This window comes from Arthrobacter sulfonylureivorans (assembly GCF_047607445.1).
Lineage (GTDB): Bacteria > Actinomycetota > Actinomycetes > Actinomycetales > Micrococcaceae > Crystallibacter > Crystallibacter sulfonylureivorans_A.
In genome coordinates this window covers 79960-101253 of record NZ_JBLKRT010000012.1, presented here as the reverse complement: position 1 = coordinate 101253, position 21294 = coordinate 79960, and the positions used below count along the sequence as shown (strand labels likewise).

Genomic DNA, 21294 nt, shown 5'->3' with positions numbered 1-21294 from the left:
AGGGCTTGCACATGTCCGGAACCACCGAAATCTTCGTTGCCACCCATGACGCCGCCGTCCGGCGCGCCGCAGAACTCGAGGCCAGCGTCGAATCCCGCGGCGAAACCGACGGACCCATGGCCGCGGTCGGGGATGCCCCCAGCCTCCGACTCAACGGAGTGACCGACCTGGAAATCGAAATCCTCGGCGGTCTGGCTGCCAAGGCCGTCGGCGCCGCCGGCGGCGAGGCGCTGGACATGGCAGACGTCTCCAGCGACTACCTGATGGTGGCCCCAGACGGCATGGTCCAGTCGCTGGCTGAGCTTTTGACCCATACCGACGACGCCGGTGCCTCCTTGATCCCGGAGGTCGCCTCGCTGTGGGCTGCCGAAGAGGACATGCCGTTCAGCGGCGACATCGCCGAGGACCATGTGCGCCGGATCGCCCAGCTGGCGTCGCAGGTCGAGCAGACCGAACGCCAGCAGCTCTACGTCTGGTCCAGCACCGCCGAAGCCTAAACGCCACGCCGTGGTCGACCAAGTGAGCGCCTGACCCGGTGGTCGACCAAGTGAGCGCCAGCGCCTGACCCGGTGGTCGACCAAGTGAGCACCAGCGAACGCGTGGAGACCCGCCGCAGCAAAAGCGCCAGCCCCACCCGGTGGTCGACCAAGTGAGCGCCAGCGAACGCGTGGAGACCCGGCCGCAACCCTCCGCAACCCGCCTATCGCCGTCGAGTCGCGCGGATTGGTTCCTATCTGGCACAATAGTCAGGTACTCGATCTGCGCGGCCCCTCTCTCCGTGTATGCATCTTGTCCTTTGAACCCCAACCATGGCCCGCCCCACGGGAGCAGACATACGGGTTCGCCCATTTTCAGAACCAGGAGTGACCACAACAGTGGCCGTAAAGATTCGCCTTAAGCGCTTCGGTAAGAAGTTCTCTGCCCACTACCGCGTCGTTGTCATGGATTCCCGCGCCAAGCGCGACGGCCGTGCCATCGAAGAGATCGGGCAGTACCACCCGACCGAAGAGCCCTCGTTCATCGAGATCAACTCCGAGCGCGCCCAGTACTGGCTCGGTGTCGGCGCCCAGCCGACCGAACAGGCTGCAGTCCTGCTCAAGATCACCGGCGATTGGCAGAAGTTCAAGGGTATTGAGGGCCAGGAAGGCACTCTCAAGACCAAGGAAGCCAAGGAAGCCTTCGTGGCTCCCGAAAAGGACTCCGTGATCATCCCCGAGGCCATCACCCCGAAGGCCAAGAAGGAAGAAGCTGCCGAGGCTCCGGCCGAGGAAGCTGCTGACGAAGCCGAAAAGGCTGAGTAGTGCTGGCTGAAGCGCTCGATCATCTGGTCCGCGGGATCGTTGACAGTCCCGAGGACGTCAAGGTCACGCAGAAGAACAGCCGCCGCGGTGACATCATCGAGGTGCGTGTTCACCCGGAGGATCTGGGCCGCGTCATCGGCCGCCAGGGCCGCACCGCCCGCGCACTGCGCACCGTGGTGAACGCCCTGGCCGATGAGCAGGTCCGCGTCGACGTGGTGGATACCGACCGCCGACGCTGATCCGGATCGGCGCTGCCCGGCTTCACGCCAGGCACCAAATCCATACCTCCGGCCCCTGTACCAGCTAATGGTCCAGGGGCCGGACGTTTTTCACCCGACGGACGTTTTCCAAGGAGTCTGCATGCAGCTACAAGTTGCCCGGATCGGCAAACCGCACGGCATTCGCGGGGAGGTCACCGTCCAGGTGCTGACCGATGCTCCGGCCGATCGCTTCGTGCCCGACGTCGAGCTGACCGTGGAACCGGCGCGGCTGGGACCGCTGACCGTCCGCAGCGCCCGCTGGAACAAGGACATTCTGCTGCTGGGCTTCCATGAAGTCGCGGACCGCAACGGTGCCGAAGAACTCCGCGGCGCCAAGCTCTTCATCGATACCGACGACGTCGAGGACGACGACGATGCCTGGTATGAACACGAACTGGTCGGCCTCGATGTGCGCATCGGGGACGAGGTCGTTGGCAAGGTGTCCGGCCTGAACACCATGCCCGCCCAGGACCTGCTGGTGGTGGAAAACCTCGACGGCGAGGAAGTCCTGGTGCCCTTCGTCGAAGCCATCGTGCCGGAGGTGGATGTGGAGGCCGGTTTCGTCCGGCTCACGCCGCCGGCCGGACTGTTCGAGCTGAACGCACCCGGCGCGCAGGAAACCCCCGACGACGGCGAGGGGGAGCGCTAGGTGCGCATCGACGTCGTCAGTATCTTCCCGGAGTATCTGGCCGCGCTGGACCTGTCGCTGATCGGTAAAGCCCGGCAGGACGGACTCCTGCAGCTGAAGGTGCATGACCTGCGCGACTTCACCACCGACCGCCACCGCACGGTGGACGACACCCCGTACGGCGGCGGCGCCGGCATGGTGATGAAGCCAGAGCCCTGGGCCCTGGCCCTGGAATCGCTGGTCACCGACTCCCCGGTGGCCGACCAAGTGAGCGCCCCACCGGTGGTCGACCAAGTGAGCGCCCCGCCGGTGGTCGACCAAGTGAGCGCCAGCGAACGCGTGGAGACCCAGACGGAGCCCACTTCCCCGGTGGTCGACCAAGTGAGCGCCAGCGAACGCGTGGAGACCCAAACGGAGCCCACTTCCCCGGTGGTCGACCAAGTGAGCGCCAGCGAACGCGTGGAGACCCAGACAGAGACCCAGACAGATCCCGCGCAGCCAGCCGCCGCCCGCCCCATCCTGATCGTCCCTTCACCGGCCGGTGAGGTCTTCAACCAGGCCCTCGCCTACGAACTCGCCCTCGAGGACCATCTGGTCTTCGCTTGTGGCCGGTACGAGGGCATCGACGAGCGTGTGCTCGAGTGGGCCGATGAGCACTTCCGCGTGCGGCCGGTCAGCCTCGGCGACTATGTACTCAACGGGGGAGAAGTGGCCGTGCTGGCGATGGTGGAAGCCGTGGGTCGGCTGGTGCCGGGCGTCGTCGGCAATCCCGAATCCCTGGTGGAAGAGTCACACTCGGACGGGCTGCTGGAATACCCCGTGTACACCAAACCGTCGGACTGGCGCGGACGCGGTATTCCGGAGGTGCTGCTCAGCGGCAACCACGCCAAGATCGCCCGGCACCGCCGCGACGAACAACTGCGCCGCACCGCAGAGCGCCGCCCGGATCTGATCCTGGCGCTGGACCCGGAGACGCTGGACAAGGCCGACCGTGCCACCCTCGGCTCGCTCGGCTACACCATCACGCCCACGCAGGTCCTGCCGGCCGCGTCGGAGTCAGTGGTTGCCGCCGAGGCGACCCGCCACACTCCCTGATCACTCGGCCCGGGGGACATCTCGCCATCAGGTCAGGGGATGCTGCCCCGACCTCGCAGTCAGTGCCACCTCGCAGCCAGTCCAACCTCCCAGCCGGTCCCTGAGCTCGGAGGGCCCGGCGGTCCCGGCTCGGAGCCGCGCAGTGGGCCCGGGGCCCCGATCGAATGCGGAAAATTAGAGCTTCGGCCGCGGCATGTGGCAAAATAGAGGATTGTGTCCGCTGGGCGCGATCCTGCCACAGGGGGAGCGCTGCCAACAGCCGGATTCGCCGGCCGCCGATTCCCGGACGGGCCGGTTCTTGAATTTCGGCAGCGACTGTTGCAGGCTTCAGCCTGACCGTCGCGCCGTAACCAAAGTGAATGACCTGTGGCGTTCACCAGGAGTGAGAAATGCATATCCTCGACTCTGTCGACGCAGCATCCCTGCGCGACGTTCCCGAGTTCCGCGCCGGCGATACCGTCAAGGTGCACGTGAACATCATCGAAGGCAAGACCGCCCGTATCCAGGTTTTCCAGGGTTACGTGATGGGCCGCCAGGGCCATGGTGTCCGCGAGACCTTCACCGTCCGCAAGGTTTCCTTCGGCGTGGGCGTGGAGCGTACCTTCCCGGTACATTCCCCGATCATCGACCACATCGAGGTCGTGACCAAGGGTGACGTTCGCCGCGCCAAGCTGTACTACATGCGCAAGCGCCACGGTAAGGCTGCCCGCATCAAGGAGAAGCGCGACTTCGGCTCTGCCAAGTAAAGCTGCATACCAGCAGCTTCTTGACTTAGGCAGTGCAGCAAATCTCTGGTTCCCCGGACGCGTCCGGGGAACCGCCAAGACGCCGGTCCGGACTTCCGGGCTGGCGTTTTGTGTTGGCCATCGTGATCTGTGCGGTGGTGCTCAGCGCCGTCGTGCGGGCCACGCTGGTGGACGTCTATTACATCCCCTCGGGTTCCATGGAGCCGCTGCTGGAAACCGGCGACCGTGTGCTGGTCTCGCGCACCGACTACCATTTCGGCGAGATCCGGCGCGGTGACCTGGTGGTCTTCGACGGCCGCGGTTCGTTCGCTCCCTTCAACAGCGGCAATTCCCCGTTCGTGGACCTCCTGCAGCAGGCCGGCCAGTGGCTGGGCGTTGCCGGCAGCGACACCATCTACGTCAAGCGCGTCATCGGCTTGCCGGGGGACACCGTCGAATGCTGCGGGCCGGACGGCCGCCTGCAGGTCAACGGCGAACCGGTGCAGGAGGACTACATCTTCGACGGCGACGCGCCCAGCGATATGGAGTTCTCCGTCCAGGTGCCCAAAGATAGATTGTGGTTGATGGGGGATCATCGCTCTGCCTCGGCCGATTCCCGTGTCCTCCTCGGTGCGCCCGGCGGGGGTATGGTTCCAATTGAGCGGGTCATCGGCCGGCCGACGAACATCATCTGGCCGCTGGACCGGGCGGCCGGGCTGGACCGGATACAGTTGGGTTCCCAGCCGGCGGATCAGCCCGCGGAGAATTGAGGATAGTGAGCATGGACCAGGACGACCCGAAGGATACTGGCGGGTACCAGCCGGACGCCTCCGGGCCGCAGAAGCGCGACCGCAGCAACCGCGAAGGCAAGAACCGGGACGGCAAGAACACCGGGCGGAACTCCCTGTTGTCGTGGCTGAAGGAGATCGTCACGATCGTCGCGGTCGCCGTCGTCCTTTCGTTCCTGATCAAGACGTTCCTCTTCCGCGCCTTCTTCATTCCGTCCACCTCCATGGAGGACACGCTGGAGGTGGACGACCGTATCTTCGTCAACCTGTTGGTGCCGCAGCCGTTTGCGCTCACCCGCGGCGACGTGGTGGTTTTCCAGGACGACCTTAGTTGGCTGCCTCCCAATGGCGAGCACGATGCCGGCAACTGGTTCCAGCAATTCCTTACTTTCGTGGGCCTGATGCCCGACGCGTCCCAGCAGCACCTGGTCAAGCGCGTCATCGGCCTGGGCGGAGACCATGTGGTCTGCTGCGACGCGGATGGCCGGATCTCGGTCAACGGCGTGCCGCTGAACGAAGAACCCTATCTGGCTCCAGGCTCGGACAACACGCGGATCCCCTTCGACGTGACCGTGCCCGAGGGTAAAATCTGGGTCATGGGCGACAACCGGAACCATTCCGCGGACTCGCGCGAGCACCAGGACGAAGCCTCGAAGGGCTTCGTGGACGTGGAATCCGTCGAGGGCAAGGCCAGCGTCATCGCCTGGCCGCTGGACCGGCTGGGCTTCCTGGGCAACTATCCGGAAGTGTTCGACGGCGTGCCGGCACCTTCCGCGGCGACCGGCACCGAGCAGCCCGCGATCGCCCGTCAGAACGAGTCCCAGTGACCACTAAAGCCCCTACGCTGCGTTTTGAGCGTTCGTTCGTCGAGGCCGGACACCGTTTGGTCGCCGGCGCGGACGAAGTCGGCCGCGGGGCCCTTGCCGGCCCGGTCAGTGTAGGGATGGTGGCCATCGACGCGACCTCGGCCAAACAGATCCGCGGCGTGCGCGACAGCAAGCTGCTCACCCCGGCCGACCGGGTGGCCCTGGTACCCAAGATCCAGAAATGGGCACTGGCCTACGGCGTGGGCCATGCCAGTGCGGCGGAGATCGACGCGCTGGGCCTGATGGCGGCCATGCGGTTCGCCGGAGCCCGCGCCTGGGGGCAGGTGCTGGCCACCGCCCGCCCGGACATCGTGATTTTGGACGGCAACCACGACTGGCTATCCGCCGGGGAGCCGTCATTGTTCGACGACGCCGCCCACCCGGGCTGCGACGCCCCGGTGCTGACACGGATCAAGGCGGACCTGCAGTGTCTCAGCGTGGCCGCCGCCAGTGTGCTCGCCAAGGTTGAGCGCGACGCCATGATGACCGGCTACGCGGCGGACTATCCGGAGTACGCCTGGGAGATCAACAAGGGCTACGCCACCCCCGCACACCGGGCCGCCCTGCTGGGCATCGGCCCGTCCGAGCTGCACCGCCGCAGCTGGCGGCTCACCCCGGAGCAGCCGCTGATGCCCGCGGTCGAGATCGCTAACTAAACACCGCCAGCCAATCTGGGGCAGGATGGATACATGAGCGCCGAAGACCTTGAGAACTATGAAACCGATATGGAGCTGCAGCTCTACCGGGAGTACCGCGATGTCGCCGGCCTGTTCAGCTACGTCGTGGAGACGGAGCGCCGCTTCTACCTGGCCAACCACGTTGATGTGCAGGCCCGCTCGGCCGACGGCGAGGTCTACTTCGACCTGACCCTGCAGGACGCATGGGTCTGGGACGTCTACCGGTCCGCCCGCTTTGTGAAGTCCGTCCGCGTGATCACGTTCAAGGACGTCAACGTGGAGGAACTGACCAAGAACGACGACCTCACCCTGCCCAAGGACGGCCTCGGCGGCTGACGCTTAGCTGCCGAACTTCTGGGCACGCCGGCGGTCCGCGCGTTCCCGCAGCAGGCTGAAAGCAACGACGGCGGTGCAAAGGTACAGCGGTAGGGTCACGGCAAGCGCGGGGCCGGCCACCTCCAGTTCCACACCTGTCGCGCCCGCCCCCAACAGGATCCGGTTGACGGTCAGGAATGCCAGATGTGCGCCGATGCAGGTCCAGATACTTGCCGCCACCGTGGCTTCGCGGGCGAAGATCAGCAGCAGGCTGAAGCCGGCCAACATGGCGTAGTAGGTCAACGCTCCGTCTTCGTCGGGCAATCGGCGGGAGTGCCAAAAACGCCGCTGTGGCCAGCAGGGCTGCGGCGCCGCGGGAGCGGCGCGACTGCAGTGCCGTGAGTGCGTAGCCGCGGATGGAGACTTCTTCAGGCAGCGCTTCCAGCAGCAGGGCGATCGCCGTGTTGACCGCCAAGAATGTTATGAACTCCAGTGGATCGAAGCCGGTCCAGCTAATGCCCCCGGTCAGGGACACCGCGGCGACGATAACAGCGCCGCAGCCGGATACGACGCCGGCGCCCAGCAGCAGGGAAATCACACTGGTTCGAAGGTCGGTGAGGCCGATCCCAGACAAACATCTTCTGTCCCACCGGCGGCGAAGCACCAGGATGGCCGGCACCACCACGGCCGAAACCAACGCCGCCGGGAGCAGCCTGTCGACAAAGCTCCTGCCACCGCCCAGCCACGCCGTCAGCAGCCCGGCAGCAGCCAGCGCAACTGCCATCACCAGCACGGCAACGGCAGCCCGCAGCAAGGGCAGCGGCAGCGGGCTGCGCACAGGAGCGGGAAATGGCGGGGACATTGCAAGCGATCCTGCCATCGTCCGCTTCCCACCGCAATGCGGAACGGATGGACCGGGAGATCCTTCAGCGCCCTTCCTGACTCGCCCTGCACAGCCTCTCTCTGCCTGCGCCTGTCCACATTCGGGACTTCGTGCTGCTCTCCACTGGTGCACCCCACCAAGCTTGAGGGCATGAGAGCGAAGGATGAACTCGGGCGGCGGGGCGAGGAGATGGCCGCGGCCTATCTGTCCGGCGCCGGCCAGCGGGTGATCGACCGGAATTGGCGCAGCCCGGACGGGGAGTTGGACATCATCACCGTGGACGGTGCGTCCATCGTGGTTTCCGAGGTGAAGACGCGCCGCAGCACCGATTACGGCCACCCGTTCGAGGCCATCACCGGGGCCAAAGTCCGGCGGCTCCGGACTTTGGGACACCAGTGGCTGCGGGACCACGGCATGGCTGGCACCGCCATGCGCGTGGACGCCGTCGCAGTGCTCTACGGACAGGCCCGCTGGCCGGTGATCGAGCACCTGAAGGACGTCGGCTGATGGGCCTCGGGCGCACGTTCTCCGTCGCCTTGGTGGGTCTGAACGGCCACATGGTGGAGGTCGAAGCGGACATCGGCCAAACTCTGCCGGCCTTCGTTCTCCTTGGGCTGCCGGATGCTTCCCTCTCCGAGGCGAAAGAACGGATCAAGGCAGCCGCGAAGAACGCCGGTGTCCCGCTAAGCCGACGCAAGATCACCGTCAACCTTGTCCCTGCCTCGCTGCCGAAAAAGGGGTCCGGCTTCGATTTGGCCATCGTGTTGGCCGCTTTGCAAGCAGCGGGTGACATCCGCCCCGCCGGCCGTACGGTCTTCCTGGCCGAGCTTGGCCTGGACGGGCGGCTCCGTCCGGTGAGCGGCGTCCTGCCCGCTGTCATGGCGGCCGTGGACGCGGGTTATCCGCAGGTAGCCGTCGCCGCAGCCAACGCCGAGGAGGCAGCCTTGGTGCCGGGTGCAGACGTACGCAGCTTCGAGACGCTGTCCGAGGTGCTCCTGGCATACGGAGCGGATCTTGACCGGCTCAACCTCCCCGCATCGGGACCGCAACTGGAGCCTCAACCCGCTGCTCCTGCCCCTGCCGGTCCGGCACCCGATCTGGTCGACGTTGCGGGACAGCATGAAGCGCGTATGGCGCTGGAAGTGGCCGCAGCGGGTGGCCACCACCTGCTGCTGGTCGGACCACCAGGGGCTGGGAAGACCATGCTGGCGGAAAGGCTGCCCGGCATCCTGCCCGACCTCCCTGACCATCACGCCATGGAGGTCACGGCCATCCACTCCCTGAGCGCCCCGGCGGCGCCGCTCACCGCTCTGATTCGGCGCCCGCCCTACGAGAGCCCGCACCATACAGCCACCGCCGTATCCATCATTGGAGGCGGTTCCGGGCTGCCCCGGCCGGGCGCCGCGTCAAGGGCCCACCGGGGCGTGCTCTTCATGGACGAGGCGCCGGAGTACGACCGCCAGGTCCTCGATGCCCTGCGCCAGCCGCTGGAAAGCGGAAAGCTGGTGGTGCACCGCGCCGCCGGAACGGCCGCCTATCCCGCACGCTTCCAGTTGGTGATGGCTGCGAATCCTTGTCCGTGCGGGCTTGCTGGCGGCAAGGGGCTGGGCTGCACCTGTACGCCCGATCAGAAGCGCCGTTACTTCGGCAAGCTCTCCAATCCCTTGACTGACCGCATCGACCTGCAACTGACCTTGCAACGGCTGACGGTGGGAATGCTGGCCGCCGGCAGCAGCCGGGAAACGAGTGACGCCGTCGCCGCACGAGTCGCTGCCGCCCGGGCAGCCCAACAGGAACGGTTGCGCCCGTGGGGGATCAGCCTGAACTCGGAAATCAGCGGCGAATTGCTCACCGGCAAGCTGCGGCCTTCGGCGGCTGTCACGCAGGACCTGGACCGTGCCATGGAGAGCGCGGTGCTGACCGGCCGCGGCTACACCCGCGTCCTGCGCGTGGCGTGGACGCTCGCGGACCTAGCCGGCTTGGACAGGCCGGACCGGGACGCAGTCAGTACCGCGCTGGCCTTCCGCCAACAGGTCAAGGCGGCCTGAGCATGCTGCCCCCATTAGCGCCAGCCAGCTACGAGGAGATGACCAGAATGACGCGACTGCCCTCCGATGACGAGCGACTGGCCCGCGCGTCGCTGTCCCGGCTGATGGAGCCGTCCGACTGGATTGGCCTGGCACTGGTTGCCGTTGCCGGGCCGTTCGATGCCCTACGCATCGCCACGGGACAGCTGAGCGCCGGACACGGGCTGCAGGCAGAGATGCTCAGGACCTTGGACCGGCAAGCCTCAACGGACAATGCGCAACCCTTGTCCGACGCCTTGGACCGCTGGGCACCGCGGGTCAAGGACTTGGCGCCGGAACGAGACCTCGCTGTCATGGGTCGGCTCGGCGGCGCGCTGCTGATACCCGGGGATGCCGTATGGCCGGCTGGATTGGCCGATCTCGGGCTGGGAGAACCGCTCTGCCTCTGGGCACGGGGCAGGTTCACCGACGGCATTCCGGCGGTCGACGCGACGGTCGCCGTTGTTGGCTCCCGGGACAGCACCAACTACGGGAACCAGGTAACGGGCGACATCAGCAGTGGCCTGGTGCAGCGGGGCTATTGCGTGATCTCAGGTGGGGCCTATGGAATTGACGCGCAAGCTCATCGGTCCGCCCTCGCGGCGGAGGCGGATCATGTCTCGACCATGGCAGTCATGGCCGGCGGTCTCGACCGGTACTACCCGGCAGGTAACGAGGAACTGCTTCGGGCGATCGCCAGCCGGGGCATTCTTCTGGCCGAGGTGCCACCTGGGGCCGCGCCAACCCGGTGGAGATTTCTGCAGAGAAACCGACTGATAGCAGCGTTGGCAGCGGCCACCATTGTTGTGGAAGCGCGCTGGCGATCCGGCGCTCTCAACACGGCGCACCACGCCGCAGGCCTTGGTCGGGGAGTCGGCGCAGTGCCTGGATCCGTGTACAGCGCCAACTCTGCAGGGACGCACCGGTTGCTGCGCGACGGCAGCGCGACCGCCATCACCGACGCAGCCGAGGCGGCCGAACTCGCAGGCCCCGTTGGAAGCGCCCTTGAGTCAGGAACCCAGGAAAAGCTGGCGGACCACGACGGTCTCGGTGTGGACGACTTGCTGCTGCTGGACGCCCTGCCGGTTCGCCGCGGAAGCACCGTGGACAAACTCGCCACGGTCGCCGGCATTCCGGTTCGCACGGTGCTGGCCGGCCTCGGGCGCTTGGAGGCCGCTGGGCTCGCCGTCCAGGATGCCGGCGGCTGGCGGCGGGGGAGGAGGAGCTGAGGGCTGGAGAAGGGGATTGAGGGTCCAACATGCGGGCAAGACAGGGGTGTCCGAGTCGGGGCGGAGCAAGCCAGGCCGCGGGGGCAAGACAGGCTTCCGAGTAGGGGCACGACGGGCACCGAGGCAGGACGGGGCAGAAAGATCGGCATTCGCCCGTGTGCCTGCTTGAGTTCGGCCGCACCGGCCAGCAAAGTGAAGGGATGAGCTCTGCAGATAACCCCGAAGTGCAGGGCACAGACCCACTCCCGGAGGCTTTTGACACGGCTCTGGACGGCTTCGCCCGTTATTTGAGCGCTGAACGTGCCCGTTCCGAGCACACCGTCCGTGCGTATCTGACCGATGTCAGGCATCTGCTCGGCTATGCCGCGGAGGCCGGAGCCGCAAAGCTGACGGACATTACGCTCGGGACTTTGCGTGCGTGGCTCGGTGCCATGAACAGCGGGGGGATGGCCAGATCCACGTTGGCTCGGCGCACCGCAACCGCACGCAGCTTCATGGCCTGGGCCTTGCGCGAAGAGCTCATTCCCACGAACCCTTCGCTGCGGTTGAAGGCACCCAAACGGAACGGCTCGCTGCCAACCGTGCTGCGGCCGGCCCAGGTCGACGAACTGTTCCGCACCCTCGCGGAGGAAGCAGTGGACGGGCAGCCGCTGCCGCTGCGCGACCGGGCGATGATCGAATTGCTCTACGCCACCGGCATCCGCGTCAGCGAATTGGCCGGCCTCGACATTGACGAGGTGGACAACGAACGGCGGACCATCCGGGTGCTGGGCAAGGGCAACAAAGAGCGCACCGTACCGTTCGGGCTGCCGGCCGCCGTCGCCATGGATGACTGGCTGCGCCGCGGACGGCCCAAGCTCGCCGGTGCCGAGAGCGGCCCGGCCGCGTTCCTGGGCCAGCGCGGCAAGCGGGTGGACCCACGCCAGGTACGCTCCGTGGCGGCCCGGCTGTTCGCGCTGCTGGGAGACACGTCCGCGACTGGACCGCACGCGCTGCGGCACAGCGCCGCCACCCATCTGCTGGACGGGGGAGCGGACCTGCGCGCCGTGCAGGAGATTCTGGGACACAGCACGCTGGCAACCACGCAGCTCTACACCCACGTCTCGGTGGACCGGTTGCGGCGCAGCTACCAGCAGGCGCACCCGCGGGCTTAGCATGTAAACCGCCACTGAGCGGCTGAATCCGCGACACGCAATGGCACATTGGTAGTTACACTGGCGCAATTCGCTGCTGTACGGCACAATGAGGATCGAAAGCGTCGGAAACAGCAGTACTGACAAGTTCCATCTGTCTCAAGGCTGAAGGTCGTTGGGGAAGACGTACCTACAGCAAATGGAGGATGGGATGTCTGTTGTGATGACTCGTGGCGTGCTGTTTGTGCATTCAGCACCTTCGGCATTGTGCCCTCATATCGAGTGGGCCGTCGGATCCGTCGTGGACAAGCGAACGGATCTCGAGTGGACCGCTCAGCCCGCCGCGCCCGGAATGTACCGGGCCGAGCTGTCGTGGGTCGGCCCGCAGGGGACCGGTGCGATGCTGGCTTCTGCGCTGCGCGGCTGGGCGCACCTTCGCTATGAAGTGGCCGAAGAACCGAGCGCCGGCGTCGACGGCGGCCGCTGGTCGCACACCCCTGAACTCGGCATCTTCCACGCGATGACCGATGTCCACGGCAACGTCATGGTGAGCGAAGACCGCATCCGCTACGCCTACGAGGCCGGTGCCGGCGATCCCGCTGCCGTCTACCACGAACTGTCCCTCGCCCTGGGCGAGGCCTGGGACGAAGAGCTCGAGCCGTTCCGCCACGCAGCCGAAGGCGCCCCCGTGCGCTGGCTGCACCAAGTCGGCTAACCGCCAGCTTCCAAAACCCTCCTCCAGCAACGTCAAAGGGAGGGCGGCCGGTCAACACCGGCCGCCCTCCCTTTCGTGCTGCCTGCGGGCGGGCAGCACTCAGTCAAACTTTGAATTAGACGTTGCGGAACACGACGACGGCGTTGTGTCCGCCGAAGCCGAACGAGTTGTTCAGCGCAATGATGTCGCCCTGCGGCAGGTCGCGGGCGGTGGTGACCACGTCCAGCGGGATCTCCGGGTCCTGGTTGTCCAGGTTGATGGTCACCGGTGCACGGCGTTCGTAGACGGCCATCACCGTCATCACGGACTCCACGGCACCCGAGGCTCCGAGCAGGTGGCCGGTCTGCGACTTGGTCGCGGAGACGGCAACGTTGGAAACGTGGTCGCCGAGTGCTGCCTTCAGCGCGGTGTACTCCGGCTTGTCGCCCACCGGAGTGGACGTGGCGTGGGCATTGACGTGCACCACGTCGGTCGCCTGAGCCCGCGCGTCGAACAGCGCAGCCTTCAGCGCACGAGTGGCGCCCAGTCCCTCGGGATCCGGTGCCGTGATGTGGTAGGCGTCGGCGGTGACGCCGGAACCGGCAAGTTCGGCGTAGATCCGGGCGCCACGGGCCAGGGCATGCTCTTCGGCCTCCAGCACCAGCGCACCGGCGCCTTCACCCATGACGAAGCCGTCGCGGTCCATGTCGTAGGGGCGCGACGCACGCTCCGGGTCGTCGTTGCGCTTGGACAGCGCCTGCATGGCGCTGAACGCGGCAATCGGCATCGGGTGGATCGCGGCTTCGGCGCCGCCGGTCATCACCACGTCGGCCTTGCCAGAGCGGATCAGATCGATGCCCATGGACATGGCTTCGGTGCCGGAAGCGCAGGCGGAAACCGGGGTGTGCGCGCCGGCGCGGGCGCCCAGGTCCATGCTGACTGCGGCAGCAGGGCCGTTCGGCATCAGCATCGGCACGGTCATCGGCAGCACGCGGCGCGGACCGCGGTCACGCAGCGTGTCCCAAGCGTCCAGCAGCGTCCACACGCCGCCGATGCCGGTAGCGAAGGCCACGGCCAGCCGGTCGTGGTCCACGTCTTCGATGCCGGAATCCTTCCAGGCTTCGCGCGATGCCACGACGGCGAACTGCGTGGAGGGATCCATCCGCTTGGCTTCGACCCGGGTCAGGACCTCGTCGGGACGGTTGCTGGCCTTGGCGGCGAACGTCACCGGCAGCTCGTACTTGGCCACCCAATCATCTTCGAGGGTATGGGCCCCGGAAACGCCCTTGAGGGCATTCCGCCACATCGTGGGGACGTCGCCGCCAATCGGGGTGGTGGCGCCGAGGCCGGTGATGACTACTTTGCGTGCCATTGATTCAGTCTCTCAATAGTGATTGGGCGATAAATCTGGTGCGGCGGCCGGACTGGGAGGTCACCCGCCGGCCGCCGAGTCCCGGGTAGACCCGGGCAACGCGGAACTAAGCCTGGGCGTTGACGATGAAGTTGACGGCGTCGCCGACGGTCTTGAGGTTCTTGACCTCTTCGTCCGGGATGCGCACGCCGAACTTCTCCTCGGCGTTGACCACGATGGTCATCATCGAGATGGAGTCGATGTCCAGGTCATCGGTGAAGGACTTGTCCAGCTCGACAGCCTCCGGGGCCAGGCCGGTCTCTTCGTTGACGATCTCGGCCAGACCGGCCAGGATTTCTTCGTTGCTAGCCATGGTGGCTCCTTTTCTTGTGCTGCCGGACGGTGTCCGGACGGGGTTTCAAACCGCGTTGTGCGGCCTGGTTCTGGTGGGAATGTAGGGGGAGGCCCGACTACCGGAAGGCAGTCTACGGCAGGACGATAACCTGGGCGCCGAAGACCAGACCGGCGCCGAAGCCGATCTGCAGTGCCAGTCCGCCGGAGAGCGAGGGGTTCTCCTGCAGCAGCCGGTGTGTTGCCAGCGGGATCGAGGCTGCCGAGGTGTTGCCGGCGTCGGCGATGTCGCGGGCCACGACCACGCTCTCGGGGAGCTTCAGCTGCTTGACCATTTCGTCGATGATGCGCATGTTCGCCTGGTGCGGGATGAAGGCGGCGAGGTCTTCCGGCTGCAGGCCGGCCGCGGCCAGCGCCTGCTTGGCCACTTTGGCCATTTCCCATACGGCCCAGCGGAAAACGGACGGCCCGTCCTGGCGCAGCGTCGGCCAGATCTTGGCGTCCTTCGGGTCATAGCTGTCGGAGATGGCGGACAGCGAGCCGGCGGCCTCGGCGGCCAGCGACAGTTCGCGCACATCGTTGAGCGAGTGGGTCATGCTGATGGTGTCCCACTTGCTGCCGTCCGAACCCCACACCGGCTTGCTGATGCCCGGAGTGTCGGAAGGGCCCACAACGACGGCGCCGGCGCCGTCGCCGAGCAGGAAGGAGATGGTCCGCTCGGTGTTGTCGATGACGTCGGAGAGCTTCTCCGCGCCGACCACCAGCACATAGTCCGCGGTGCCGGAACGAACTAGGGCGTCGGCCTGGGCAATGCCGTAGCAGTAGCCGGCGCAGGCGGCGGAGATATCAAAAGCCGGGGCCGGCGTGGCGCCCACCCGGTCGGCAAGGGCTGCGGCGGCGGACGGCGTGGCGTACGGATGCGACACGGTGGAGACGATCACCGCTCCGAGCTGGTCGCCGGTGATGCCGGCCTGTGCCATGGCTTCCTTGGCAGCGCCTTCGGCCATGTCCAGCACCGAGGTGTTGGCACCGGCCCGGTGGCGGGTGACGATACCGGTCCGCTGGCGGATCCATTCGTCGGAGGAATCGATCCACTGGCAGACGTCGTCGTTGGTGACGATGATGTCGGGACGGTAGGCGCCGATTCCCAGTACGCGAGAGAAGTCGCGGAGCGGGGTCTGCTGGATGACGGGGGTGCTCACTTCTCGGATTCTCCAGACATGCTGTTCAGGACGGGGGTCTGTTCGGTGTGTTCGGCGATGAAGGCTTTGGCTGCGTCCAGATCCTCCGGGGACTTCAGCGCCATGGTGGCCACGCCCTTCATGCCGCGTTTGGCCAGTCCGCTCAGGGTCCCGGCCGGCGGCAGCTCCAGCAGCCCGGTGATGCCGACGGACAGCATCTTCTCCATGCACTTGTCCCAGCGCACCGGGCGCGAGACCTGGGCGATCAGGCTGTCCAGGTTCTCTTCGCCGCCGACAACCGGTTCGCCGTCGTAATTGGACAGCAGGGTCAGCGACGGCATGGCCGGCTTCAGCTGCGGGCGCAGGTTCTCCAGCGCGCTCACCGCGGGAGCCATGTGTTCGGTGTGGAAGGCGCCGGCCACCTTCAGCGGGATAACCCGCGCCTTGGCCGGCGGGTTCGCCGCGAACGCCTGCAGCTGCTCCAAGGTTCCGGCTGCGACAGTCTGGCCGCCACCGTTGGCGTTGGCCGGGGTCAGCCCCGCGGCCTCGATCGCGGCGAGCACTTCGTCCGGGTCGCCGCCGAGCACAGCGCTCATGCCGGTCGGAGTCTGCGCAGCGGCACGGGCCATCGCGTTGGCCCGCTCGCGCACAAAGTTCATGGCGTCGTTCTCGGTCAGCGCGCCGGAGACGGCGGAGGCGGTGATTTCGCCAACCGAATGGCCCGCGACGACGGTGGAGAGGTCCAGCACCTCGTCCGCCGTGAGCGCGCGGGCGGCCAGCAGGCCTGCGGCGACGATCAGCGGCTGGGCGACGGCGGTGTCCTTGATGGTCTCCTCATCGGACACGGTGCCGTGGGAGAGCAGGTCCAGCTGCGCGATGTCGCTGAGCAGCCCGAGGTGTTCGGCCACGCCGGGAACCTCGAGCCACGGGCTGAGGAATCCGGGCGTCTGGGAGCCCTGGCCTGGGCAGACTATTGCAAGCACGTATTCAAGCTTTCCAAAGAGGAGATGGTTTCCACGGTGTTTCGGCACACGAAGCTCGCCGGACCGCTTTGTAGGAAGTCTACAAGGTAGTGCCGATTGCCGCAGGCTATTACCGGCTGGGCGCGCGGTCCTTCGGGCTCCGGGGTGGAGCAATCAGGCGGCCCACGCCGAGCGCGGTCTGGAGCACGAAGGCCTCGCGCGGCAGCAGCGGATCCCAGCCGGTCACGTCACAGACCCGGCGCAGCCGGTAGCGCACCGTGTTGGCGTGGACGAACAGTTCGCGCGCCGTGGCTTCCAGCGAATGCCCCAAGGACAGGTAGCTGGAGAGTGTCTCGACCAGCCCGTTGCCGGCGTTGACCAGCGGAACGTAGATGTACTTGTACAGGTCCCGGCGGGCAATATCGTCGCCGGACATCACCCGTTCCGGCCACAGGTCGTTGGCCGCCACCGGCCGTGGCGCCGCCGGCCAGGCCTTCGCGGCGCTGAGCCCGGCGAACGCGGCCTGCGCCGAGCTGCTGGCGTCCACCAACGAGCGGGCCTCGGGCCCGTAGACCACCGGACCGGGGCCGAATAGGTCGGCGAGGCGGACGAACGCGGTGTCCTGGTCCGTCACGCCGCCCAGCACCAGGATCAGCCGGTCGCCCTGGATACCCACCAGCGTGTCGGCGGCGTAGCGGGAGCTGGCGCGGCGCAGTTCGGTCACGAAGCTGGGGCCGGGTTCGCCGGGCGAGCCGCCCACCATCACCGTGATGGGGCCGGTGGTCTTCCAGCCGACGGCGGCAATCCGCGAGCGCAGCGCGTCGGAGCTTTCGCCGCGCAGGATCGCATCCACCACCAGTGCCTCAAGCCTGGTGTCCCAGGAACCGCGGGTCTCGGCCGCGCGGGCATAAACGTCGGCTGCGGCGAACGCCACTTCGCGCGAGTAGCGCAGCACGGCTTCGCGCAGCTGGGCTTCGTCGCTGCCGCCGGCCAAGTCCGGGACTTCGTCCTCCACCGCCTCAACCACTACGCGGATCAGCTGCAGCGCGCGCTGCAGGCTGATGGAGCGAGTGAGCTCGGTGGGGGCGGTGCCGAACACGTCGTTCATCACCCAAGCGGGGGAGGTGGGGCGTTCGTACCAGGTGACAAAGGACGCGATGCCCTTCTGCGCCACCAGGCCCAGGGCGGACCGTTCGTCCGGCCGCAGTCCGCGGTACCACGGCAGGTCCGAGTCCAGCCGCTTCAGCGTGGCCGTGGCCAGGGCACCGATTTTGGACCGCAGCCGCTCCAGTGTCTCCGGGTTGCCGGTGGCGGCGCGATCGGCTTTCCGTCCCGCGCCGGCGCGGCGGCGGGCGGCAGCTGGCGCCGTCGTCGGGCCGGCGCTAACGGCATCTTCGGGGGTCTGCAGAGCCGCAGACGCAGCGGCCGAGGTCTGCTGCGGGGCCGGCTGCGCGGCAGCTTTGACGGTCTCGGTCCGGGCTTGGGGCATGCAATGAGCATACGCACTCGCCGGTGCAAGCTCCATTCGTCCTTTTGTGTGGTTCCTACTAAAACAGGCGGCGGACCCGGCCGTGAAAGGCTGGGTCCGCCGCCTGAATTGTGGCGCTGTTGCCGGGTCTAGGCGTCGCCTCCGGCGTTGCCCGAGGTGCCGGCGTTGACGTCCAGCAGCCGGTACTTCTCGAACGCATCCTTGGGCACATTCGCATCGACCTCGCCGCGGCGGGCCAGCATCTGCAGCGCCCGGACCACAATCGAGTGGCTGTCGATCTTGAAGAAGCGCCGGGCCGCGGCACGGGTATCGGAGAACCCGAAGCCGTCGGCGCCGAGCGTGGCGAACTCGTTGGGCAGGTACTGCCGGATCTGGTCCGGCACGGCCGCCATGTAGTCGCTGACCGCCACGATCGGGCCGGTGGCGCCTTCGAGCTGCTGGGCAACGAACGGCTTACGCGCCTCAGCGCCGGGGTTCAGGAAGGCTTCTTCCTCGGCGGCCAGGCCGTCGCGGCGCAGTTCGTTCCAGCTGGTCACGGACCAGACGTCGGCGGAGACACCCCAGTCTTCGGCGAGCAGCTGCTGGGCTTCCAGTGCCCACGGCACGGCCACGCCGGAGGCCAGCAGCTGGGTGCGCGGCCCGTCGATCTTGGCCGGAGCCAGCAGGTAGATGCCCTTGACGACGCCCTCGACGTCCAGTTCCTCCGGTTCGGCGGGCTGGACGATCGGCTCGTTGTACACGGTCAGGTAGTACATCACGTTGGGATCCGGATGGTTCCCGCCGTACATGCGCTCCAGGCCGGACCGGACGATGTGCCCGATCTCGTACCCGTAGGCAGGGTCGTAGGTGACCACGGCCGGGTTCGTCGAGGCCAGGATCGGCGACTGCCCGTCGGCGTGCTGCAGGCCTTCGCCGGTCAGGGTAGTGCGTCCGGCGGTCGCGCCGATCACGAAGCCGCGTGCCATCTGGTCGGCGGCGGCCCAGAAGAAGTCGCCGGTGCGCTGGAAGCCGAACATCGAGTAGAAGATGTAGATCGGCACCAGCGGCTCGGCGTGCGTGGCGTAGGAGGTGCCGACGGCGGTGAAGGCGGCGGTGGAGCCGGATTCGTTAATGCCGGTGTGCAGGATCTGACCCTGCGGGGACTCCTTGTACGCCAGCACCAGGTCGCGGTCCACGGACAGGTAGTTCTGGCCCTTGGGGTTGTAGATCTTGGCGGTCGGGAAGAACGAGTCCATGCCGAAGGTCCGGGCCTCGTCCGGGATGATCGGCACCACGCGGGCACCGAACTCCTTGTCCCGCATCAGGTCCTTGAGCAGCCGGACGAACGCCATGGTGGTGGCGGCCTGCTGCTTGCCGGAGCCGCGCTTGGCCACCTCGTAGGCCTTCTCCTCGGGCAGGTGCATCTGCTTGTGTTCGGTCCGGCGCTCCGGCACGGATCCGCCCAGGGCGGCGCGGCGCTCCATCATGTACTTGATCTCCGGGGCGTCCGGGCCCGGGTGGTAGTACGGCGGACGGTAGGGATCGGCTTCGAGCTGCTCGTCGCTGATCGGGATGCGCAGGTGGTCGCGGAAGTCCTTCAGGTCCTGCAGGGTCAGCTTCTTCATCTGGTGGGTCGCGTTGCGGCCCTCGAAGTGCGTGCCCAAGCCGTAGCCCTTGACCGTCTGGGCCAGCACTACCGTGGGCTTGCCCTTGAACTCGGTGGCGGCGCGGTAGGCGGCGTAGACCTTGTGATAGTCGTGGCCGCCGCGCTTCAGGTTCCAGATCTGCTCGTCGGTCATGTCCGCAACCATTTCCTTGGTCTGCGGTGTCTTGCCGAAGAAGTGCTCGCGGACAAATCCGCCGGACTCGGCCTTGTACGTCTGGTAGTCGCCGTCGAGCGTGGAGTTCATGATGTCCACCAGGGCGCCGTCGCGGTCCTTAGCCAGCAGTTCGTCCCACTCGCGGCCCCAGGTCACCTTGATGACGTGCCAGCCGGCGCCGCGGAAGAAGGCCTCAAGCTCCTGCATGATCTTGCCGTTGCCGCGCACCGGTCCGTCCAGGCGCTGCAGGTTGCAGTTGATCACGAAGGTGAGGTTGTCCAGCTTTTCGTTGGCTGCCAGCTGCAGGAAGCCGCGCGATTCCGGCTCGTCCATCTCGCCGTCGCCCAGGAACGCCCAGACGTGCTGGTCGGAGGTGTCCTTGATGCCGCGGTTGTGCAGGTAGCGGTTCAGCTGCGCCTGGTAGATGGCGTTGGCCGGTCCGATGCCCATCGAGACGGTGGGGAACTCCCAGAACTCGGGCATGGATCGCGGGTGCGGGTAAGACGGCAGCGCATGGCCCTCGCGGGATTTTTCCTGCCGGAAGCCGTCCAGGTCTTCCTCGGTCAACCTGCCTTCCATGAACGCGCGCGCGTACATACCGGGGGAGGCGTGGCCCTGGAAGAAGACCTGGTCGCCGCCGCCGGGGTGGGCCTTGCCGCGGAAGAAGTGGTTGTAGCCCACTTCGTAGAGAGTGGCTGCGCCGGCGTAGGTGGAGATGTGTCCGCCCACGCCGATGTCCGGGCGCTGCGCGCGGTGCACCAGCATGGCCGCGTTCCAGCGCATCCACGCGCGGTAGCGGCGTTCGGTCTCTTCGTCGCCCGGGAACTCAGGTTCCTGGTCCACCGGAATGGTATTCACGTAGTCGGTGGTGGTCACCATCGGCACGCCAACGCTCTGCGCACCTGCACGCTGCAGGAGGGAGCGGACAATGTACTGGGCACGTTCGGTGCCCCGGTTCTCCACCAGGCCGTCGAAGGACTCAATCCATTCGGCGGTTTCTTCGGGATCGCGATCCGGCAGCTGGCTTGTCAGCCCGCTCAGGATGTGCGAGGTGTCTTCTCCTGCGCTCACGTCCAACCTCTCATACGTGCGCAGATTGTGTCTGCGCTTTACGTGGCATAGCGACCCGGCGCAAAGGTCCGGCCGGGAGGATATTCTTCACTGCCACTCTAACTGTTCACCGCATTACAGCGCAGCCGAAGCCCCGCATGCCAGTTATTACGACGACGGCGGCCGCGCACCGCCGTCGCGCGCCCCGCGCGGCTGCTTGTATAGGAGGGGCGGCCGCCGCCTGGGCCCGCAGACACAGGCCGCGCACCGCCGTCGTGCCCGTGGCGGGCACCGCCCTCTAAGACATGGTGCGCGCCACCGACGGAACCCCGCCGGCCCAAACCGCCCGCACCGCCGTCGTACCCGCTATGCGCTCCCTCATCAAAGGGACGCGATTAAAGGGACGCGCCGTGACAAAATTCCGCACCTTCTTGCGGGTGGCTTGAAGCGA

At 67.0% G+C, this 21294-nt stretch carries 22 protein-coding genes; 15 read left to right on the top strand and 7 right to left on the bottom strand.

Annotated elements, in window-relative coordinates; all coding sequences use genetic code 11:
* Positions 1 to 11 precede the first annotated feature (11 nt).
* The 10 genes from ACMX2H_RS07975 (at position 12) to ACMX2H_RS07930 (ending at position 6676) form a co-directional block, all read left to right on the top strand.
* On the top strand, positions 12 to 497 hold the full coding sequence (locus tag ACMX2H_RS07975; RefSeq protein WP_414959980.1) for a hypothetical protein: 486 nt from the start codon (positions 12 to 14) through the stop codon (positions 495 to 497).
* A gap of 378 nt (positions 498 to 875) precedes the next feature.
* Positions 876 to 1301, top strand: a complete 426-nt coding sequence (gene rpsP / locus ACMX2H_RS07970) for a 30S ribosomal protein S16 (protein ID WP_136786937.1) — start codon at positions 876 to 878, stop codon at positions 1299 to 1301.
* The gene (locus tag ACMX2H_RS07965) at positions 1301 to 1540 is read left to right on the top strand and encodes an RNA-binding protein (protein WP_136786938.1); all 240 of its coding nucleotides are present in this window, start codon (positions 1301 to 1303) and stop codon (positions 1538 to 1540) included. The genes rpsP and ACMX2H_RS07965 overlap by 1 nt, the downstream gene beginning before the upstream one ends.
* Positions 1541 to 1661: 121 nt before the next feature.
* Positions 1662 to 2210, top strand: a complete 549-nt coding sequence (gene rimM, locus ACMX2H_RS07960; RefSeq protein WP_136786939.1) for a ribosome maturation factor RimM — start codon at positions 1662 to 1664, stop codon at positions 2208 to 2210.
* On the top strand, positions 2211 to 3284 hold the full coding sequence (gene trmD / locus ACMX2H_RS07955; protein ID WP_414959979.1) for a tRNA (guanine(37)-N(1))-methyltransferase: 1074 nt from the start codon (positions 2211 to 2213) through the stop codon (positions 3282 to 3284). It begins immediately after the preceding gene.
* A gap of 389 nt (positions 3285 to 3673) precedes the next feature.
* Positions 3674 to 4030 carry a 50S ribosomal protein L19 gene (gene rplS, locus ACMX2H_RS07950; RefSeq protein ID WP_136786941.1) on the top strand — a complete coding sequence of 119 codons (357 nt, stop codon included), beginning with the start codon at positions 3674 to 3676 and terminating at the stop codon, positions 4028 to 4030.
* Between the two features lie 41 nt (positions 4031 to 4071).
* Complete coding sequence (gene lepB, locus ACMX2H_RS07945) at positions 4072 to 4779, top strand: signal peptidase I (RefSeq protein WP_414959991.1); 708 nt, start codon at positions 4072 to 4074, stop codon at positions 4777 to 4779.
* Positions 4780 to 4790: 11 nt separating this feature from the next.
* Positions 4791 to 5624: a signal peptidase I gene (lepB, locus tag ACMX2H_RS07940; protein WP_414959978.1), complete on the top strand. Its 834-nt coding sequence runs from the start codon at positions 4791 to 4793 to the stop codon at positions 5622 to 5624.
* Positions 5621 to 6319, top strand: coding sequence for a ribonuclease HII (locus ACMX2H_RS07935; RefSeq protein WP_414959977.1), 699 nt, complete (start codon positions 5621 to 5623; stop codon positions 6317 to 6319). The genes lepB (ACMX2H_RS07940) and ACMX2H_RS07935 overlap by 4 nt, the downstream gene beginning before the upstream one ends.
* A 33-nt stretch (positions 6320 to 6352) precedes the next feature.
* Complete coding sequence (locus ACMX2H_RS07930; protein WP_136786944.1) at positions 6353 to 6676, top strand: DUF2469 domain-containing protein; 324 nt, start codon at positions 6353 to 6355, stop codon at positions 6674 to 6676.
* Positions 6677 to 6679: 3 nt separating this feature from the next.
* On the opposite strand, the gene ACMX2H_RS07925 is transcribed toward ACMX2H_RS07930, so the two are convergent.
* On the bottom strand, positions 6680 to 6979 hold the full coding sequence (locus tag ACMX2H_RS07925) for a hypothetical protein (protein WP_414959976.1): 300 nt from the start codon (positions 6977 to 6979) through the stop codon (positions 6680 to 6682).
* Between the two features lie 709 nt (positions 6980 to 7688).
* Here ACMX2H_RS07925 and ACMX2H_RS07920 point away from each other — a divergent pair.
* From ACMX2H_RS07920 to ACMX2H_RS07900, 5 genes are all read left to right on the top strand, one after another.
* Complete coding sequence (locus tag ACMX2H_RS07920; RefSeq protein ID WP_414959975.1) at positions 7689 to 8045, top strand: YraN family protein; 357 nt, start codon at positions 7689 to 7691, stop codon at positions 8043 to 8045.
* Complete coding sequence (locus ACMX2H_RS07915) at positions 8045 to 9586, top strand: YifB family Mg chelatase-like AAA ATPase (RefSeq protein ID WP_414959974.1); 1542 nt, start codon at positions 8045 to 8047, stop codon at positions 9584 to 9586. Before ACMX2H_RS07920 ends, ACMX2H_RS07915 begins: the two co-directional genes overlap by 1 nt.
* 38 nt (positions 9587 to 9624) lie before the next feature.
* On the top strand, positions 9625 to 10833 hold the full coding sequence (locus ACMX2H_RS07910; protein ID WP_414959990.1) for a DNA-processing protein DprA: 1209 nt from the start codon (positions 9625 to 9627) through the stop codon (positions 10831 to 10833).
* A 200-nt stretch (positions 10834 to 11033) separates the two neighbouring features.
* A complete protein-coding gene (locus tag ACMX2H_RS07905) occupies positions 11034 to 11987 on the top strand; it encodes a tyrosine recombinase XerC (protein WP_414959973.1) in 954 nt (317 codons plus the stop codon).
* 190 nt (positions 11988 to 12177) lie between these two features.
* Positions 12178 to 12681: a DUF3145 domain-containing protein gene (locus ACMX2H_RS07900; protein ID WP_136786950.1), complete on the top strand. Its 504-nt coding sequence runs from the start codon at positions 12178 to 12180 to the stop codon at positions 12679 to 12681.
* Positions 12682 to 12796: 115 nt separating this feature from the next.
* On the opposite strand, the gene fabF is transcribed toward ACMX2H_RS07900, so the two are convergent.
* The 6 genes from fabF to aceE form a co-directional block, all read right to left on the bottom strand.
* Entirely contained in the window at positions 12797 to 14032 is a 1236-nt protein-coding gene (gene fabF / locus ACMX2H_RS07895; RefSeq protein WP_414959972.1) for a beta-ketoacyl-ACP synthase II, read from the bottom strand.
* A gap of 106 nt (positions 14033 to 14138) precedes the next feature.
* Positions 14139 to 14384, bottom strand: coding sequence for an acyl carrier protein (locus ACMX2H_RS07890; RefSeq protein ID WP_136786952.1), 246 nt, complete (start codon positions 14382 to 14384; stop codon positions 14139 to 14141).
* Positions 14385 to 14496: 112 nt separating this feature from the next.
* Positions 14497 to 15564, bottom strand: coding sequence for a beta-ketoacyl-ACP synthase III (locus ACMX2H_RS07885; RefSeq protein WP_414959971.1), 1068 nt, complete (start codon positions 15562 to 15564; stop codon positions 14497 to 14499).
* Entirely contained in the window at positions 15561 to 16526 is a 966-nt protein-coding gene (locus ACMX2H_RS07880; RefSeq protein ID WP_414959970.1) for an ACP S-malonyltransferase, read from the bottom strand. The genes ACMX2H_RS07885 and ACMX2H_RS07880 overlap by 4 nt, the downstream gene beginning before the upstream one ends.
* A 109-nt stretch (positions 16527 to 16635) precedes the next feature.
* Positions 16636 to 17994 carry a PucR family transcriptional regulator gene (locus ACMX2H_RS07875; protein ID WP_414959969.1) on the bottom strand — a complete coding sequence of 453 codons (1359 nt, stop codon included), beginning with the start codon at positions 17992 to 17994 and terminating at the stop codon, positions 16636 to 16638.
* Positions 17995 to 18122: 128 nt separating this feature from the next.
* Positions 18123 to 20864: a pyruvate dehydrogenase (acetyl-transferring), homodimeric type gene (gene aceE / locus ACMX2H_RS07870; protein ID WP_414959968.1), complete on the bottom strand. Its 2742-nt coding sequence runs from the start codon at positions 20862 to 20864 to the stop codon at positions 18123 to 18125.
* Positions 20865 to 21294: the final 430 nt, after the last annotated feature.

Excerpts from the sequence above, each read along its gene's own strand:
- ACMX2H_RS07975 (WP_414959980.1), top strand. The coding sequence starts at position 12 with ATGTCCGGAACCACCGAAATCTTCGTTGCCACCCATGACGCCGCCGTC.
- ACMX2H_RS07915 (WP_414959974.1), top strand. The coding sequence starts at position 8,045 with ATGGGCCTCGGGCGCACGTTCTCCGTCGCCTTGGTGGGTCTGAACGGC.
- ACMX2H_RS07910 (WP_414959990.1), top strand. The coding sequence starts at position 9,625 with ATGACCAGAATGACGCGACTGCCCTCCGATGACGAGCGACTGGCCCGC.
- ACMX2H_RS07920 (WP_414959975.1), top strand. The coding sequence starts at position 7,689 with ATGAGAGCGAAGGATGAACTCGGGCGGCGGGGCGAGGAGATGGCCGCG.
- ACMX2H_RS07890 (WP_136786952.1), bottom strand. The coding sequence starts at position 14,384 with ATGGCTAGCAACGAAGAAATCCTGGCCGGTCTGGCCGAGATCGTCAAC.
- rimM (WP_136786939.1), top strand. The coding sequence starts at position 1,662 with ATGCAGCTACAAGTTGCCCGGATCGGCAAACCGCACGGCATTCGCGGG.
- ACMX2H_RS07905 (WP_414959973.1), top strand. The coding sequence starts at position 11,034 with ATGAGCTCTGCAGATAACCCCGAAGTGCAGGGCACAGACCCACTCCCG.
- rplS (WP_136786941.1), top strand. The coding sequence starts at position 3,674 with ATGCATATCCTCGACTCTGTCGACGCAGCATCCCTGCGCGACGTTCCC.
- ACMX2H_RS07900 (WP_136786950.1), top strand. The coding sequence starts at position 12,178 with ATGTCTGTTGTGATGACTCGTGGCGTGCTGTTTGTGCATTCAGCACCT.
- ACMX2H_RS07875 (WP_414959969.1), bottom strand. The coding sequence starts at position 17,994 with ATGCCCCAAGCCCGGACCGAGACCGTCAAAGCTGCCGCGCAGCCGGCC.
- ACMX2H_RS07930 (WP_136786944.1), top strand. The coding sequence starts at position 6,353 with ATGAGCGCCGAAGACCTTGAGAACTATGAAACCGATATGGAGCTGCAG.
- lepB (WP_414959978.1), top strand. The coding sequence starts at position 4,791 with ATGGACCAGGACGACCCGAAGGATACTGGCGGGTACCAGCCGGACGCC.
- fabF (WP_414959972.1), bottom strand. The coding sequence starts at position 14,032 with ATGGCACGCAAAGTAGTCATCACCGGCCTCGGCGCCACCACCCCGATT.